The sequence below is a fragment of the Trinickia diaoshuihuensis genome (assembly GCF_003390925.1).
In the GTDB taxonomy this organism is placed as follows: Bacteria; Pseudomonadota; Gammaproteobacteria; order Burkholderiales; family Burkholderiaceae; genus Trinickia; species Trinickia diaoshuihuensis.
In genome coordinates, this window is record NZ_QUBS01000088.1 from 1 (window position 1) to 16389 (window position 16389).

Consider the following 16389-nt stretch of genomic DNA (forward strand, 5'->3'; position numbering starts at 1 on the left):
AGACGATCGGCCGGTTCAGCAGAAACTCGCCGCTTGAAATCGATCGCCGTCAATTTGTTCATACACCACTATTGACGTTAGCTCCAGAACGCATCCAGTCCGCGATAACGTCGAGAGCTGGTTTGGTATGTCCTTCAAGCCGAGCAGCAACGTAATATTGATCAAGATGATTGTCCTTGAACATTGCGGCGAGACCCGCCACATAGTCGTTCAAACCGATCAAACTGTCTTCAAGTTGCTCATAGGTCTGGAACCGCAGTGCTGCCGTTCCATTGACGAATTCCCGAGCCATCGCATTGATGTCCCGGCGGGCGACGATGATCAGCATGTCTAGCTTTTGCGTATCGACCAGCTGCTGGTGCTCTGCCCAAATTTCGGTACGAATTCTGTCCTTGGTGAGCGGCGTTGCTTCGTTCTTGCATTCGACACCGACCGTGATACGCCGGCCGAAATCCGAAGTGGTGTAGACGATATCCACCTTTTTGGCGCCGACGAGTACCTCCGTTTTTGCATCGGAATACTTCGTGCGCAGAAGCGCTGCGACAGCATCCCTAAAGCTGTCGCCGACCTCGGTTGTACTGGTGGAACTGGCAGATTTTTTTGCCATCGCTATGTTCGATGTTGGTTTGCGGAGACGTTGCATACACCGCCAGCAGCGGAGCCGGCTACCCGCGAGCGCAATTGTGCAACAACTGGCCATTATGCACCTACGGCATCTCACAATACGAGCAGCATAATTTGACGCGAAGCGCGAAGCAAAACCCGCTTACCTGTGAACGCCCTTCCCGCTCTAAAATCGCGGATAGACCGATTGCCCCTCGAACAAATTTAGCTCTTCGCTGACAGATAACCGCGAACGCCGATACTCGTCATGACAAAACCGCCCGTCGATGTTCGAAAGTTGCTTCAGGCAACAGCCGTGACCATGCAGGCAACCTTCCAACTGAGCGGCGCCAGCGCGCGTCCCGACCATCAGGGAACTCCGCGCGAAGCAGAGATCAGGACGTTCCTGCGCAACCGGCTGCCGCGCAAGTTCGGCGTGTCGCACGGTCATGTGATTCATGCCGACCGGACGTCACGCGAATTTGACGTGATCATTTACGACGCATTGAACTGTCCCACCTGGGCGGTGGACCCCACGGACGACCCTAGGCTATTGGTGCCAGTCGAAGCCGTCGTCGGCGTCATCGAAGTGAAGTCGACGCTAACACGAGATATGCTCAAGAGCGCTTGCCGAAAATTGGGCGAGCTGGACGAGTTCCTGGAGGCAGCAGGCACCGACTCCTCCTCGCGCCCCTTTCGCTTCGTGTTTGCGTACAGCCTCGACGTAACTGACACCTTCAATGGTTGGGGGTCACCGGAGATTTACTTGACCCGCTATGCGTCAGAGGTCGCGTGTCAGCCCGATGCTGTATTTGTGCTGGACTCTCGCTTTTCCCTGCTAACCAGCGTGCACTCCGTCACGAAAGCTTATGCTTTGCACTGGGGCGTGTCCCGCGACGAGGTGTGGACATCTAGCAATATCGAGCCGCAACTCGAGGATGAACGACGTGACTTTTACCGCGATCAGTACGGTTATACGCTCGACTACTTTGCTGCACCAGCCACGAGTGGACTGCTACTGCTGGCGTTTTTCACGTTTGTCCTCGAAGCGGCTGAGCGATATGTTCCACTCGCCATTAGCTACACGGATCGGTTTTACACATGGGGCGGCAGTGGGATCGTTAGCTTGCGCGAGGACCCCTTATCCGACTAGCCGTCGGCGCATGTCCAGGTCTAGTCGTCGTGGCGAACGCGGGCCGGGCGAGAGCGCACCTGGTTCGCTGTTGACTTGGGCGCCGGAGTGCGGCTTCACCGATCCGGTCAGCCGCCCTAGACGGGCACGTCTAACCTACAACAAGAAAGTCTATGGATACTATGAGCGGGCGAGGAGTGAAATCGGAACAGCGGTATTTAGTGGACGGGCTCATCCCGGTCAGCCCACCGGTATATGCGATCCGTAAATCTGTCGACGCATCGACCCACCCGGGCCTAGGCCTCGAGGTTTTCCTAGACGACGATAAAATCGGACCGTTCCTGGAAGCCATACGGGCGAGAGAGTGGACGCGCCGCTTTCTCAACGTACCGGTCTCGGCCATTGTCGCGATCGCCCATAAAAATTCACCGTTGCGCGGTAATACATGGCGTGAATTGATCGAAGGCATTATCGGTGACAATTGGGGGGACGAGGTGTTCGAGTACTTTCGCTCGGAGATCGGTCAAAAGAAGTTTCCCGTTCCGCATTCTGAGCCGCGATCGCACGGGGACTCCAGCTGGCGGCAGTCGGCGGCGCTGTCATCTGTTCCAACGGCGTGCATCGCCTCATCGCCGCGGTATGCTCACGCCTTGGCGACACAACGGACCATGCCGCGTTTCCGACGCTGCTCAAGGTCGACGTTCGGTTCTGCGAGTTGCATCCGGCAGTGCGGCAGTTCTTTGACGAAGAAAAGGCACTCGACGCCGAACTCTTGGTCGCGCCGCGCGACCCGCTCTCTCGGGCCGATTGCGTGTTTCGCACACGCCGGCGCGGCACCGCGCGCGACTTTGTGTTTGACGGGAAGGAGGTCGTCCCGCGAAACCAGCATATCGCCCCTCTCGTGAGCGACGAGCAACGCAGTTGGCTGCCCGTGCCCATGCGAATCGCACAAGCCCTAAAACACGACGCCTGATTGAGGCACCAACATCCGGCCTACACAGATGTGCCGGTCTAACTCGATGCCGACTACCCGCCAAACCGCCATCGGCTGAGCCTATGCGCGCACGAAGAAGACGATCGCCGTCACGATGAGACGACCCAGAGCCATCGGATGAACTGGAACTGAGCGACGCGACGCAATCACGTCGGCGCGGCAACGCCAAATGCGATGCGGGGGATTTGTTGGCGACACTTTGACGCTATCGCTCCGCCTGGCCGGAGACGCGGCTCATCACGAACAGGAATCGCAGCCGAGAGCCCCTTAGCCTAGCGCCGGCCGAACGCGAGCATAGGCTTCAAAGCGCACTTCAATGCCTGTAATCTGCTTGAGCTGGGTCTGGGATAGATTGCGCAAGCGCAGCTTCCACGGACCATATGGACTAACGCCAACGAATTGGGCCGTGCCCTCGCCTTGCACGCTACCGGCCACCGTTCCGTCTGCAATTATGCGGCCATCGGGACCTACCTCGTAAGCCGTGGGCACCATCACGTGCGAGAATACTTGCAACTCACCACGATCATCGATCATCAGTGAGCGACCGAGATGCAACAGCGCGGCTTGGTAGGGCGTATGTTTCGGCATGCCCTTCAGATCGATCTGAATCTTTTGAGCCAACACGTGGGAATACCCGAGAAACACGGCTGTTTCGGGTGGCAGTGAAAAGATCATGTTCCCGTTGTCGCGCAACGCTGCGAGTCCTTGCGGCCCAACGAAATCCCCGAGGGCGATCGCTTCCGGCGTCAGTTTCAAGAGGCCTACACCGTAGGACACTAGTGCGCCGTTATAGTCGGACACCTGCTGTACAGCGGTCGTTTCAAGCGCCGCAATCGTGGCGTCAGTCACCGGAAACGCAGGGACAGCCGCGCTCAACGTATAAAAGCGGTGGCATCGATCGACTTCGTACATCACCCTCACAATTTCGGTCTTCGCTTGCAAATACGCGCTCTCCATGAAGGTCATTGCGCCGGCGACACTACCGGCCGTGGTCATGGCGAGCTTCGTTGCGATCGCATTCGCATCTGCGCGCAAGGACGTAATCCGCGCGCTCACACGACTGTATTCCGCACGTTTCCAGTTGTATTCCAAGACTTTGTTGTTACGAGCTTCGGCTATCGTCACAAATGTATGGATCAGCGCTTGATACTGTCTAGCCTCAGGTAGTGCAAGGTAGGGCTGGAGTTGCTTATCGATGTCCGCCGCCTGTGCCAACAGTTTGGTTTCATCACCGGGCAACGACGGGGCTGGTGCATCTTTCGGCTGCGATAGCCCAATCTTGTCTCGCGCTACATCGACCGCGTGCATAAAGTCACCGACCGATTGGCCGGCGGCGACAACGGTCTTCACCTCGTACTCGAATCCCGAAAAGTCGTCTGAAATGGGCGCACCGTTTTGACCGGGGGCTCCCGGTCCACTGAGCGCGCTCAGGGCCGGCCCAATCAGCGCCGCCGCGGATCCCCCTGTGGCAACGAGGGTAGCCACTGCCGAACCGATAGCAGCAATCTGTCCGAAGCTGCACCCACCGCCGAGCCTCGCCACGGCCCGCTTGAATGACGACTCAGCGGTGAAAAGTTGCACCCACAACCCATCCAGCTCGTCGCGCAACGCGTCGATCGATTTCTGAAGGTCCCGCTGATCCACGAGAAGTCCCGCGAGCTCGTTTTGCAATCGATCGGCGTTTTCGAGCGTTGTGGCCTGAGCCACGCTAAGTGCGGCAACCTGTTGTTTTATATCCGCATTCTTGGCCGCGTAGGCGTTGTACTGAACTTCGATCGAGCGGCCGTAGGAAAAAAGGTAGTCGAGCAGGCTTTTGTAATACGCGGCCGTAAGCAACGGCACGTAGTTCTGATAGTTCCCGAAGTAGTCGAGGCCTAACTGCATTTGGCGCCCGAGCACGCCGACGCGATCGCGTTGCGCCTCATACTGCGTCTTTGGCTGGAAACCTTGTTCTGACGCCGTGCTCACAAGGGGGGTCAATAGATTCGCGATCCATCGCAGACGTGATGTAGCGCTGTCGAAACGCCCATGTAGATAATCGATTTCCGCCGCGTGAAGGAGCAGGCCGGTATAGTCGGGCGACACAACATTCGACGCCGCGCTGTATGGGACCGCTTCGACGACGACAGGGCCACTGGTGCCGCTGAGCGCGATCGGCGGCCTGCTCGCATACGGCGCTCCGCCGGGTCCCGGGTGCCCGCCTGCAACATTGACTGGATCCCCATAGTCTTCGCACATCATCGGCATGGTGCGCTCCCTACGTCAGTAAATGGATCTGGGTGACCAACTCAAATCGCGCCGACGTCGTGCTTCCATGCGAGCGGCGGGACAACTTAGGAAGGCGGACTTTGCTTTAGCGCTGACCGCAGACGTGCACATGAACCGGCCAATATCGGCCGCCATTGCCCGCTTGGCCACCTGCGCCAGGTTTCCCAGGCGACGCCGGGGTGCCAGCACCTCCTCCGCGACTAACGAGAATGGGTTTGGGCAGAACCGTTATGGTGCCGACGACATACACTCCGATCCTTCCGCCGTTTCCGCCGTTCCCCGGCTTACCGGGCGCGCCTGCCCGTCCACCAACGCCCCCGTCGCCCCCTTGGGCCATTCCTCGAGCCCAATCTCGACCATGCGCGCCAGGCGCACCGTCCCCACCGTTTTCTGCTGCGCCGCCTTGCGCGCCGGATGCATCGACAGTTAGATTGCCGGACATGTTCTCGGCAAAAATCAAAACTTGGCCACCATTTGCGCCATCACTGCCGTTTCGCCCATCTTGTCCGGGATCACCCGATCGCACACCGTTCGGCGCGGTGGCTCCCGCATAGTCGACAGCTACCGCAGGGGCCTTCGTTGAAATAGTAGCGTTGGCACCACAAACAATTTGTCGAGCCAAAATGGTCAGATCCCGACCTGGGAGAGAAATTAAGCCGTCTATCCTTATGGTATCGGCGCGCACAGTTAGCGCCCCGTCACCGGGGATATGCGATTGATCGAGTGAAATGTCGATTGCATCCAGAAAAAAATCTTTGCCGGATTGAGTTAAGGATTCGTCGGCTGTACCAGCCTGGGGCGGCAATGTCAGAGCGGCCTGAGTGGTCGCATAACGATAAAGGAGCAGTGTGCCGATACCAGCTAAGGTGCCTTTAAGCACGTCACGTCGAGTAAACATGCTGATTCCCCGTCTGATTTTGTGGCGCTGGTCTTACGCCTTGCACGAAAGATTAGTAAGCGGGCAGTCGCCAGTCAAATTTTTCTTTCGCGTGACCATGTCGTATCAGCCCCTACAGCCGCAGTGCCCCGTGCAATCGCCAATTCGCGGTTAAACGCGATTCCAACTTCGCATGCACGGCTCTTTAGTTCCCGCGCCGACGCATAAAGCGAATCCGCTCGAGTGCGTGCTTGACGGTGCTCGCCGCTCGCCCACGTGACAACTTGTAGCCGCCGCCCGGGGCCATCGGGTCGGCTGCGAGTTAAACTACCGAGAACGAAGAAGAGCCATTCTCGCCGGGGAATCAATGACATCGTCATCAGCTTCGAATTGGCAGGATCTACCCTTCCGGGTCCAACAAGCGCCGTCAGCCGCTTGGGACAACGGTGCAATGCCGGCTGCGGCGTCGGCCCTCTACAGTCGGTGGTGGCAACTCGAAAGTCTGCCCCGAATGTGCATATGAATGGTCGTCGCAAGACGCGACGGCAACAGAGGCGGTTGCCAAGGTTTACCGGGACTCGGCCGGGAACGTTTTGCAGGATGGAGACACCGTCACCGTCATCAAGGATTTGAAGCTGAAGGGTTCCGGCGGTGTCGTCAAAATGGGTACAAAAGTGAAAAACATTCGGCTGGTCGACAGCGACCACGATATCGATTGCAAGATCGACGGCTTCGGCGCGATGAGTTTGAAATCCGAATTCGTTAAGAAGGCTTGACTTAGCGAGGCGCCTGATTTCGTTTGGATGGGCGCCCGCGTAGATGGCTTTCGGTAAAGGAGGCAGTATCGATGGCTAGCGAATCAATTGCCGAATCCCCAGCCCGACGATCACGCCTCCGCAAATTCGATCGATCCATGTCTTCGCATGACGATACGCGCCCGCAATCGCCGCTTGCGACAGAAAGAACGCGACCGCGCCGTACCAGCAGGTCGCCGTGAGCCCCACGGTTGCCAGCATGGCTAGAAACGTTTCAGCGGAAACATGGCTCGGCGCCGCGGAAGAGAAGACCGCGGCATAAAAAGCGATCGACTTCGGATTGGCGATATTCGTCGCGACGCCTTGCAGGAAGGCGGCACGAAACTTCGGAGCCTTCAGCGAAGACGGCACGGCAGCGTCATTCCCCCCCGACGATGCGATCAAACGCACCCCGAACCAAATCAGATATGCCGCTCCCGCGAGTCGAACTCCGACGGCGAGCCATGGAAATACCGCGAATACCATACCGATGCCCAGAATCGCGCATGTCGCCCAAAACAGATTGACCGCGACGATACCCGCGACAAGCGCCGCCGTGTCGGAGCGCGTCCCGGACACCGCCTTGTGAACTACGGCCACGAAATTTGGCCCGGGAATGACGACTCCCGCCGCATAGACGGAAAAGACGGCCGCGATAGCCGACACATCGATCATGTTTGCCCTCTTTGGATGGGTGGACGACGGGAGCGGAACCGGACTTTCCAGGCGGTATTGTCTATCAATTCTCGAGGGGCCCGCCAAGGCTTTGCGCAAAGTCGGGCGACAATGTTCTCGCGCTCGTCGCACGCCGGATCGCCGGCCGGCGCGCCAACTTATCAAGTTCAGCAAAGAACTCGAACGCTTTGTCATTCTCCCGCACCACATCGAATCCAAGCTTACGATGAAAGGAAACGGACAAGCGGTTCGTCTTGTACACGTGACTTCTAAACGCTCGAATTCCCCGTTCCTCGGCTACCATCCCAACCTTCGCCAATAGTTCGGCGATAACGGCATACGTCCGGTGCAGGGGGTGGATACCAAACGAGCCGACGAACCAGCATGAGTCAGACTCCGCACGAAGCATGGCGTAAGCGACAAGCTTGCCGTCGCGTCGCACGAAGCAAAGCGCGTCGAGGATCAAAGACTCGTGAAGCCGAGCCCTATGTTTTTCCACATCGAACGCAGCACCAGATCGTTCTGTATGCTCTCGCAGGGTTAGTAGGTCAAGTGCAAGAAGTTCGTCGATGGATGGCGACATATCGCAACAAGATTCGGACAGTCACCGCAGTATAGGGCATTGATATGGCCCGAGTTTTACCGCCGCCCTCCTATTAAAGGCGGCGCTCCCAGCTCCCCGCCACCGAAACCCCACCGCCATTTAGCGAAGACGCGCGAATCGTCCTAATCTTTAAGCGTCAGGGGCGGCTCTCCCGCCGGCGGCGGCGCATTCGCATGCGTCGAGTGAAAACGATGAAAACCCACCCGTTGCCGCGAATCGCGTCGACTTGCCTAATGCGCCCGCCCATGCGGTTGCGCGGATGGCTATGGTATTGCGTAGCCGCATGGCTCGCGCTCTCATCGTGGGCATCGTGGGCGGCCGCAGCGCCATCGGCTGCCGCGGCCGGCAACAACGAGGTCGTCGTCATTCCCGTGGCAGGCGCGATCAGCCCCGCAAGTGCCGACTTCATCACCCGCTCGCTCATCCGCGCGGCGAATGAACGGGCCCAATTGGCCGTCATCGAACTCGATACGCCCGGCGGACTCGATATTTCGATGCGGCAAATCATCAAAGCCATCTTGGCCTCGCCCGTGCCTGTCGCCGCGTTTATCGCGCCTGGCGGGGCACGCGCAGCGTCGGCCGGCACCTACATCGTCTATGCCAGCCACATCGCGGCGATGGCGCCGGGCACCAACCTGGGCGCGGCCACGCCGATTCAACTCGGCGCCCCAGGCCTCGCGGCCCCTGAGCCGAAACGCCCGAACGAATCCGGCAAAGGCGCGGCCTCCGCGCCGGCGACCGATTCGCAATCGACCGAGACGCGCAAGCAGATCGGCGACGCAGCCGCCTACATCCGCGGCTTGGCCCAATTGCGCGGACGCAACGCGGACTGGGCCGAGCACGCCGTCCGGGAAGCGGTCAGTTTGTCGGCAAACGAAGCACTCGATCAACACGTCGTCGATCTAATAGCCCGCGATCTGCCCGAGCTACTGGTGAAACTCGACGGCCGAATCGTCGAAACGGCAACCGGCCCGCACCGGCTCGCAACGTCCCATGCACGAGTCGTGACGTTGGAGCCCGATTGGCGCAGCCACTTCCTAGCCGTCGTCACCAATCCGAACGTCGCGCTGATCCTTTTGACCATCGGCATGTACGGCCTCTTTTTCGAATTCGCCAACCCCGGCTTCGTCCTGCCGGGGGTAGCCGGTGCGATTTGCCTCCTGGTCGGCCTGTTCGCGCTGCAGTTGCTGCCGATCAGCTACACCGGACTGGCGCTGATATTTCTCGGCCTAGCCTTCCTCATCGCTGAAGCATTTCTGCCGACGTTCGGCACGCTCGGCTTCGGGGGAATCGTCGCGTTCGCCGCCGGCGCGCTGATGCTGATCGACACCGATCAACCCGGCTACGGTATCCCACTGCCGACAATCGCCGCACTCTCCGCCGCCGGCGCCGTCTTGGTCTTCTTCGCCTCGAGCTTCGCCTTCCGCGCGCGGCGGCGGCCCGTCGTCACGGGCGGCGAAGCGCTCGTCGGCAGCGTCGGCGAAATCATCGATGCCGCGCTCGTCCCGGCCGACGGCGAAGCGCAAGGCGCCAGTGTCGGCTGGGCACGCGTTCACGGCGAGCGCTGGCGCGTGCGCGCCGCCGCACCGCTCGTGGCCGGCGCCGCTGTGCGGGTGACGGGCCGGCAGGGGCTGACGCTCGACGTCGTCGCGGCCGAAGAACCACAACAGCGAGGAGTCTCGCCATGATCGGTTTCACGTTCAGCTTCGGCACGATTGTGCTTCTCATCGTGATCGTCGTCGTGGCCTCGTCCATTCGCATCTTTCGCGAATACGAGCGCGGGGTCGTCTTCTTGCTCGGCCGCTTTTGGAAAGTCAAAGGCCCGGGCCTCGTCCTGATCATGCCCGTCGTGCAACAGGTCGTGCGCATCGATCTACGCACCATCGTGTTCGACGTGCCTCCGCAGGACGTCATCACACGCGACAACGTCTCCGTCAAAGTCAGCGCCGTCGTCTACTTTCGCGTCGTCGACCCGGAAAAAGCGGTCATTCAGGTCGCCCGTTTCTTAGAGGCCACGAGCCAACTCTCGCAAACCACGCTGCGCGCCGCCCTCGGCAAGCATGAACTCGACGCCTTGCTGGCCGAGCGCGAGCAACTGAACGCGGATATTCAAAAGACGCTCGATGCCCAGACCGACGCTTGGGGTATCAAAGTATCGAACGTCGAAATCAAGCACGTCGATATCAACGAGACGATGATCCGCGCCATTGCCCGGCAAGCGGAAGCGGAACGCGAGCGGCGCGCGAAAATCATTCATGCCGACGGCGAATTGCAAGCTTCGCAAAAGCTGCTGGAAGCGGCGCAAACGCTCGCAAAAGAGCCGCAAGCGATGCAATTGCGCTACCTCCAAACGCTGACGACGATCGCCGCAGACAAAAATTCGACGATCGTTTTCCCGCTCCCCATCGATCTCCTCAATACCCTGCTCGATCGCCGTTGAGACGCCCGCGCCGCCGCCTTGGGAGATGCGGGCGGGACGCGATGCGCTAGCGTCGGCGCAGGCTCGCTATTACACTGTGCGGCTGGTCTGCGGAATTGGCCGCCCGTGCGTAGCCGAGCGGCCGCCGGCGCAATCGATAGGAGACGCTTCTCAATGGAACAAGTCAAAGCCCTTCCATTTTTGGAATCGGCAAAGCGCTATTTTGGCTTCGAGGAAGCCCGCACGAATTTCCGCACGGAAATACTCGCCGGCGTCACGACGTTTCTGACGATGGCTTACATCATCTTCGTCAACCCGGCGATTCTCGGCGACGCGGGCATGCCCAAGGCCGCCGTCTTCGTCGCGACATGCCTCGTGGCCGCCATCGCGTCGCTGATCATGGGCCTGTACGCCAACTACCCCATCGCCTGCGCGCCGGGCATGGGGCTCAACGCGTACTTCGCCTACGCCGTCGTCAAGGGCATGGGCTTTTCCTGGGAAGCCGCGCTCGGCGCCGTCTTCATCTCGGGATGTTTGTTCCTGCTCGTCACGCTCATCGGCCTGCGCGAGATGATCGTTAACGGCATACCGCGTTCGATCCGCGCGGCCATTACCGGCGGCATCGGTCTATTCCTCGCGATCATTTCGCTGAAGACGGCCGGCGTGATTGCCGGCAACCCGGCCACGCTCGTCACACTCGGCGACCTGCATAAGCCCGAGGTGGTACTCGCGACCATCGGATTCTTCACGATCGTGACCCTAGACTCGCTGCGCGTACGCGGCGCGATTTTGATCGGCATCCTGACGGTGACCGTGTTGTCGTTCTTCTTCGCCGGGAATCAATTCCATGGCGTCGTCTCGGCGCCGCCTTCCATCCTTCCGACGCTCTTTCACCTCGATGTCCGCGGCGCACTGTCCACGGGCATTTTGAACGTCATACTCGTATTTTTTCTCGTCGAGCTATTCGATGCCACCGGCACGTTGATGGGGGTGGCCAACCGCGCGGGGCTGCTCGTCGAAGGGAAGATGAACCGTCTGAACAAGGCGCTGCTCGCCGATAGCACGGCCATCGTCGCCGGCTCGCTGCTCGGCACCTCGTCCACCACGGCGTACATCGAAAGCGCATCGGGCGTTCAAGCAGGCGGACGCACGGGCATGACGGCGATCACCGTCGCGGTGCTCTTTCTGGCGTGCCTGTTCATTTCGCCGTTGGCCGGCGTCGTGCCCGGCTATGCCACGGCGCCCGCCCTGCTCTACGTCTCCTGCTTGATGCTGCGCGAATTGGCCGACTTACCGTGGGACGATGCGACCGAAGTCGTACCGGCCGTACTCACCGCATTGATGATGCCGTTCACGTATTCGATCGCGAACGGCGTCGCGTTCGGCTTCATCGCCTACGCCGGTTTGAAGCTGTTCACCGGGCGGGCGCGCCAAGTCAAGGCGATCGTCTGGATCATCGCCGCGATCTTTCTTTTCCGCTTCTTCTATTTGGGCGCGGGCTGACAGCCGCGTCCGGGCACGGCGAAGCCGCCGCCATTCGTGGCGGCTTCGTCGTTTGTACGACAGGGCACGCTTCGGTAACGCCCGGGTAACCGCCGTCAGGCGCGTGCGTTCGCCTCGTAAAACCGCACGTATCCGCTGCGCAGCGTCACGCATTGGCCGCTCGTCTCGGCGAGCAGCCTGCGCGTCGCCGCCTCGATGCGGGTCCGATGCGCGTCGAACGCACCGACCATATCCTCGAGTCGCGGCGATGCCGCCCCGAAATGGTCTTCGAGCGCCTCGGCCGTAATGCTGCACCAGATACGCTCGCCGTTGACGAGCGCCGGAAATGCCACTTTAAGCTCGCGCCCCGAGTACTCGGGCGCTTCTTTGGGAAAACTGATCTGCATGGGATTCGCCTTTGCCGTGACGAAGACACGCCGATGACCGCGCCGAGTGGGAGTGCTTCCTTCTTGCTGGAAGCGCGGGCTGACCGGCCAAGACAAAACCGCCAAGACCGATTTCATCTACTTTAGGACGTTTGCGGTATCGAGCAAGTTTTCCTTGCATCGCGCCATCGGGACGGCATTTCGTCGGAGCAAATACGCTCCGATTGCGCGCATTCATTGACAGGAGTACGAATCGTTTTCATGACACGCCATCTTCTCGTCCGCATCGAACCGCACGGCTACACATTCCCGGCGCCGGCGGCGCTCTCCGTGCTGGAAGCGGCCACGGCCGCTCGTGTAAGGTTGCCGCGGTCCTGCCGTAACGGCACCTGCCGCACGTGCGCGTGCCGGTTGATCAGCGGCGCCGTTTCCTACCGCATCGAATGGCCTGGGCTGACAAAGGAAGAAAAGGCCGAGGGCTGGATTCTGCCGTGTGTGGCCACCGCCGAAACCGACCTGGTTCTAATGGTGCCGGAAGCCGAAGGCGATTGACCGAAATCGGCCCCCGAGCAACCTACTCCCCTATCGGCTACGCGGCGCCTTCCATCTGCTTTCGCAAGCTCAGCGGGCGCATATCTGTCCATACCGAAGCGATATGCTGTAGGCACGCCTGCTTTTCGCCACTAAAGCCGGTCGAGCGCCAACCATTCGGCAACTGGCGACCGGCGTCCCATATCGAATACTGCTCTTCCTCGTTGACGACGACGATGTATTCCTTTTCTGTTTCTGACATGATAAAGCTCGCCTTTTTGTGGATGGGAAGGGAAGATCGTCGCGCTCAAGTGCCGGGGACCGACTGAAGTTCGCGTAACGCTCGCTCCAATTCTTCGACACTCATATTACTCATCTCGGCAACCAAGTCGCCGTCCAATTCCGAGGCGCCCGCCTGCTGGGACAGCAAGTCCTCGACGACATTGGCCAGTGCCGCCGGCGTGGGATGCTCGAACAGTGCTCGAACAGGGAGGTCGATCGCGAATGCATCGCGCACCCGTGCGACTGCCCGCATGGCGGTTAATGAATGGCCGCCAATGAGAAAGAAGCTGCTGTCGACCGATACGTCGCGCTTGTTCAAGATCTGCTCGAAAATGCTTACCAGTTCAGCTTCGACCGGCGTACGGGGCAACACCTTCTCAGTCGAGGTACGAGCGGTCGTTTCCGGTTTCGGCAATGCGCCTCGGTCGACCTTGCCGTTCGGGAGCAGCGGCAGGCGCTCCAGCACGACGATCGCGGACGGAATCATGTATTCCGGCAACAGCGGCACGAGGTGTGCGCGGATCGTCTCGGGCTCGAACGTCGCGGGCCGAGAGCCATTCAAGACGACGTAGGCCACGAGTTCCGCCTCGCTACCGAGGTCGGCGCGGGCAAGCACCACCCCCTCTTTGACGCTAGGATGCTGCCGCAGGGCGGCCTCGATTTCGCCCAACTCGATACGAAACCCGCGTACCTTGACCTGGAAGTCGGCCCGTCCGATGAATTGCAAAATACCGCCGGCACGCCAGCGTACGAGATCACCGGTCCGATACAACCGGGCGCCGTCGTCGAACGGACTTGGCACGAACCGCTCGGCGGTCAGATCCGGACGGCCCAGATAGCCGCGCGCAAGGCTCGGCCCCGCGATATAGAGTTCACCGACCGCACCGGTAGGCAGCAGTTGCAGATCGCCGTCCAGCACGTAGACGGACATCCCCTCGAGCGGCCTGCCAAGCGGCACACCGCCCGATTGATAGTCGTCGCCCGTGCCCGCCAAATGCCACGTCGCGTCCCAGAACTCGGAGGTACCGTAGAGGTTGACCAACGTCGCACCCGGCAGCGCCTCGGCGAAATCGTTTGCCAATCCGGTGGACAAAGGCTCTCCGACCGAGGCCCAGTAGCGCAGTTTCGGCAGTTCCTGCGCGAGCCGGCCTCCGCCGAAGTCGAGCAGCGCCCGAGTCAACGACGGAACGAGGACGATCCGCGTCGCGTTCGCAGCGCGCAACTCCTTCACCATCAATTGCGGATCCTTGACGGCATCCGGGCTGATCACGGCGACCTGCTCGCCGCGGGTCAGCGGCATGAACAGTTCCCACATGAAGTCGATCGCATTGATGGTCGTCTTCTGCGCATAGACCTCGATCACGGTGTCATCGCGTGCGGCGACATCGGCATGAAGTCGAGCAGCGATGCTCCGGTGCGTGCCGACGATACCTTTCGGGCGGCCCGTCGACCCGGAGGTGTACAGCACGTAGGCCGGGCTATCGAGCGATCCGCCCGGCGCCGGTATGCTCGAAGCCTGCCCGGCGATCTGCTCCCGCTCCTTGTCGAGCCATACCTTGCGTGCCGCCGGCGCGTTCACCTGCGGGGACGACTCGGCGGTGATGATGGCCTTGGGCTTTGCATCCGCCGCCATCAATTCGAGCCGCTGAACCGGATACGCCGGATCTAGCGGCAAGAACGCGCCGCCCGCCTTCATGATCGCGATCACGGCGACGATTAGCTCGATGGAGCGAGGCAGATTGAGACCGACGATATCCTCGGGGCCGATTCCAATGCCCCGCAGGTAGTTCGCCAACCGGTTCGACTCGGTTTCCAGCTCGCTATACGTCATGCGCCGCTCACCGTCGATCAGCGCAATGCGATCCGGCACGGCGCGCGCTTGCGTCGACAGGGACGTCTCGATCCGCATCAGTGCATCGCGCAGCGCCTGCCCGCAGCCCCACACTTGCACTTGCTGTCGGACTTCCTCGGCATCGAGCAGCGAAGCTTGCTTGACGCGCAGTGCAGGATTTGACGCCAAGCTCGAGAATGCCGAAGCCGTGTGCCGCGCGAGCAACTCGATCGTCTCCGTATCGAACAGGTCGGCTGCGAACTCGTAGTGTCCATGCAACCCGCTAGCGCTCTCCACCAAAATGAGCGAGAGGTCCACCTTCGACCCGGTGCGCCGCTGGTTCAGGCGCTTCAGCTTCAGGTCAGGCAATTGGCCGGCGGCGCGCGGCATGTTTTGCAGCACCAACATGGCCTGGAAGATGGGTTGCCGGCTCAAATCCGGTACCGGCTGTAGCACTTCCACGATTCGCTCGAAGGGTATTTCCTGATACGTATAGGCGTCGAGCGTGATATCCCGGACGCGTTGCACGAGTTCATTGAAGGTCGGGTTTCCGGAGGAATCCACGCGCAACGCCAGCGTGTTCGTAAACAGCCCGATCAGCTCTTCGAGCTTGCTTTCCGTCCGCCCCGCGATAATCGTCCCGACCACGATATCGTCTTGACCGCTCCAGCGGGCAAGCACGACGTTGAATGCGGCGAGCAGCACCATGTAAAGCGTCGCATTCGCCGACTCGGCAATCGTCTTGAGCCCCGCGAGGACATCGGGCGCAATGCCGACCGACACGGTCGCCCCCTTGAACGACTGAGTAGCGGGCCGAGGCCGGTCCCACGGCAAGGTGAGCAGCGGCGGCGCACCGGCAAGGCTATCGCACCAATACTTCAATCCGCGCTGGTAGGAAGCTTCCCCCATGCGCTTTCGCTGCCAGATGGCGTAATCGGCATATTGCAACGGCAATTCCGGAAGTGGACTGGCGTCCCCCCGCAGAAAGGCCGAATAAAGCGTCGCGATCTCTCGCATCATGACGGCGACAGACCATCCGTCCGTTGCAATGTGATGAACGACCGATTGCAAGACGTATTGCTCGGTCGAGATTTTGAACAACGAGAAGCGGTACAGCGGCCCCTTGGTCAAGTCGAACACGTGCGATGCCTCGACGTCGAGCCGATCGAGCAGGTCGCTTTCGTCGATCTCTTGCGCGACGAGCCGAACGGGCGCAGGCTCGTCCGCGACCTGCGCCGCGACACCATCCACCGATTCGATGCGCGAGCGCAATACTTCGTGGCGGCGAACGATCTCGGTCAAGGCGGCCTCGAGTACCGCGACTTCGAGATGTCCGTTCAGTTGCACGCCGCTCACGACGTTGTACGCGCTGCCCACACCGCCGATCTGATCGATCATCCAAAGGCGGTCCTGAGAAAAGGAAAGCGGGACGCGCTGCGGCCGTATTTGCCGCCCCAGCCGCCCGGCTGCCGCCGTGTTTGGCTCATGTGAAGTCATATGAAGTTGTCCTA

Annotated in this window: 15 protein-coding genes; 6 read left to right on the forward strand and 9 right to left on the reverse strand. The window is 60.5% G+C overall.

Annotated features, from left to right (window positions below; translation table 11 throughout):
• Window positions 1-58: 58 nt before the first annotated feature.
• Window positions 59-607, reverse strand: a complete 549-nt coding sequence (locus tag DXT59_RS26260) for a restriction endonuclease (RefSeq protein WP_162878248.1) — start codon at window positions 605-607, stop codon at window positions 59-61.
• A gap of 264 nt (window positions 608-871) precedes the next feature.
• Between DXT59_RS26260 and DXT59_RS26265 the strand changes: the two genes are divergently transcribed.
• On the forward strand, window positions 872-1756 hold the full coding sequence (locus DXT59_RS26265; RefSeq protein WP_116140799.1) for a DUF6602 domain-containing protein: 885 nt from the start codon (window positions 872-874) through the stop codon (window positions 1754-1756).
• A gap of 622 nt (window positions 1757-2378) precedes the next feature.
• Here DXT59_RS26265 and DXT59_RS30810 read toward each other — a convergent pair.
• The 3 genes from DXT59_RS30810 to DXT59_RS30815 all read right to left on the reverse strand — a co-directional run bounded on the left by DXT59_RS30810 (window position 2379) and on the right by DXT59_RS30815 (window position 5895).
• Window positions 2379-2624, reverse strand: coding sequence for a hypothetical protein (locus DXT59_RS30810; protein WP_162878249.1), 246 nt, complete (start codon window positions 2622-2624; stop codon window positions 2379-2381).
• A 372-nt stretch (window positions 2625-2996) separates the two neighbouring features.
• The gene (locus tag DXT59_RS26275; protein ID WP_116140803.1) at window positions 2997-4976 is read right to left on the reverse strand and encodes a hypothetical protein; all 1980 of its coding nucleotides are present in this window, start codon (window positions 4974-4976) and stop codon (window positions 2997-2999) included.
• Window positions 4977-5082: 106 nt separating this feature from the next.
• Complete coding sequence (locus DXT59_RS30815) at window positions 5083-5895, reverse strand: hypothetical protein (RefSeq protein ID WP_162878250.1); 813 nt, start codon at window positions 5893-5895, stop codon at window positions 5083-5085.
• A 425-nt stretch (window positions 5896-6320) separates the two neighbouring features.
• Here DXT59_RS30815 and DXT59_RS26285 point away from each other — a divergent pair, with 425 nt between their 5' ends.
• Window positions 6321-6650, forward strand: a complete 330-nt coding sequence (locus tag DXT59_RS26285) for a zinc ribbon domain-containing protein YjdM (protein ID WP_116140808.1) — start codon at window positions 6321-6323, stop codon at window positions 6648-6650.
• A gap of 75 nt (window positions 6651-6725) precedes the next feature.
• On the opposite strand, the gene DXT59_RS26290 is transcribed toward DXT59_RS26285, so the two are convergent.
• Both DXT59_RS26290 and DXT59_RS26295 read right to left on the reverse strand, forming a co-directional pair.
• A complete protein-coding gene (locus DXT59_RS26290) occupies window positions 6726-7343 on the reverse strand; it encodes a LysE family translocator (RefSeq protein WP_116140810.1) in 618 nt (205 codons plus the stop codon).
• A 64-nt stretch (window positions 7344-7407) separates the two neighbouring features.
• Window positions 7408-7926, reverse strand: coding sequence for a GNAT family N-acetyltransferase (locus tag DXT59_RS26295; protein WP_116140812.1), 519 nt, complete (start codon window positions 7924-7926; stop codon window positions 7408-7410).
• A 254-nt stretch (window positions 7927-8180) separates the two neighbouring features.
• On the opposite strand from DXT59_RS26295, the gene DXT59_RS26300 reads away from it, so the two are divergent.
• The 3 genes from DXT59_RS26300 (at window position 8181) to DXT59_RS26310 (ending at window position 11869) form a co-directional block, all read left to right on the forward strand.
• Window positions 8181-9635, forward strand: coding sequence for an NfeD family protein (locus DXT59_RS26300; protein WP_116140814.1), 1455 nt, complete (start codon window positions 8181-8183; stop codon window positions 9633-9635).
• On the forward strand, window positions 9632-10387 hold the full coding sequence (locus DXT59_RS26305) for a slipin family protein (protein ID WP_116140816.1): 756 nt from the start codon (window positions 9632-9634) through the stop codon (window positions 10385-10387). The genes DXT59_RS26300 and DXT59_RS26305 overlap by 4 nt, the downstream gene beginning before the upstream one ends.
• 180 nt (window positions 10388-10567) lie before the next feature.
• Entirely contained in the window at window positions 10568-11869 is a 1302-nt protein-coding gene (locus DXT59_RS26310; protein WP_116141149.1) for an NCS2 family permease, read from the forward strand.
• 95 nt (window positions 11870-11964) lie between these two features.
• Here DXT59_RS26310 and DXT59_RS26315 read toward each other — a convergent pair whose 3' ends face one another.
• Window positions 11965-12255 (reverse strand): DUF1488 family protein, encoded by a 291-nt coding sequence (locus tag DXT59_RS26315; protein ID WP_116141151.1) that lies wholly within the window; start codon window positions 12253-12255, stop codon window positions 11965-11967.
• A gap of 240 nt (window positions 12256-12495) precedes the next feature.
• On the opposite strand from DXT59_RS26315, the gene DXT59_RS26320 reads away from it, so the two are divergent.
• Window positions 12496-12786, forward strand: a complete 291-nt coding sequence (locus DXT59_RS26320) for a 2Fe-2S iron-sulfur cluster-binding protein (protein ID WP_116140818.1) — start codon at window positions 12496-12498, stop codon at window positions 12784-12786.
• A gap of 37 nt (window positions 12787-12823) precedes the next feature.
• On the opposite strand, the gene DXT59_RS26325 is transcribed toward DXT59_RS26320, so the two are convergent.
• Window positions 12824-13027 carry an MbtH family protein gene (locus DXT59_RS26325; protein ID WP_205417481.1) on the reverse strand — a complete coding sequence of 68 codons (204 nt, stop codon included), beginning with the start codon at window positions 13025-13027 and terminating at the stop codon, window positions 12824-12826.
• A 45-nt stretch (window positions 13028-13072) separates the two neighbouring features.
• Entirely contained in the window at window positions 13073-16375 is a 3303-nt protein-coding gene (locus DXT59_RS26330; protein ID WP_116140822.1) for a non-ribosomal peptide synthetase, read from the reverse strand.
• Window positions 16376-16389 lie beyond the last annotated feature (14 nt).

Excerpts from the sequence above, each read along its gene's own strand:
- DXT59_RS26300 (WP_116140814.1), top strand. The coding sequence starts at position 8,181 with ATGCGCCCGCCCATGCGGTTGCGCGGATGGCTATGGTATTGCGTAGCC.
- DXT59_RS26320 (WP_116140818.1), top strand. The coding sequence starts at position 12,496 with ATGACACGCCATCTTCTCGTCCGCATCGAACCGCACGGCTACACATTC.
- DXT59_RS26275 (WP_116140803.1), bottom strand. The coding sequence starts at position 4,976 with ATGCCGATGATGTGCGAAGACTATGGGGATCCAGTCAATGTTGCAGGC.
- DXT59_RS26290 (WP_116140810.1), bottom strand. The coding sequence starts at position 7,343 with ATGATCGATGTGTCGGCTATCGCGGCCGTCTTTTCCGTCTATGCGGCG.
- DXT59_RS26325 (WP_205417481.1), bottom strand. The coding sequence starts at position 13,027 with ATGTCAGAAACAGAAAAGGAATACATCGTCGTCGTCAACGAGGAAGAG.
- DXT59_RS26330 (WP_116140822.1), bottom strand. The coding sequence starts at position 16,375 with ATGACTTCACATGAGCCAAACACGGCGGCAGCCGGGCGGCTGGGGCGG.
- DXT59_RS26295 (WP_116140812.1), bottom strand. The coding sequence starts at position 7,926 with ATGTCGCCATCCATCGACGAACTTCTTGCACTTGACCTACTAACCCTG.
- DXT59_RS26260 (WP_162878248.1), bottom strand. The coding sequence starts at position 607 with ATGGCAAAAAAATCTGCCAGTTCCACCAGTACAACCGAGGTCGGCGAC.
- DXT59_RS30815 (WP_162878250.1), bottom strand. The coding sequence starts at position 5,895 with ATGTTTACTCGACGTGACGTGCTTAAAGGCACCTTAGCTGGTATCGGC.
- DXT59_RS30810 (WP_162878249.1), bottom strand. The coding sequence starts at position 2,624 with ATGCTGGTTTCGCGGGACGACCTCCTTCCCGTCAAACACAAAGTCGCG.
- DXT59_RS26315 (WP_116141151.1), bottom strand. The coding sequence starts at position 12,255 with ATGCAGATCAGTTTTCCCAAAGAAGCGCCCGAGTACTCGGGGCGCGAG.
- DXT59_RS26265 (WP_116140799.1), top strand. The coding sequence starts at position 872 with ATGACAAAACCGCCCGTCGATGTTCGAAAGTTGCTTCAGGCAACAGCC.
- DXT59_RS26305 (WP_116140816.1), top strand. The coding sequence starts at position 9,632 with ATGATCGGTTTCACGTTCAGCTTCGGCACGATTGTGCTTCTCATCGTG.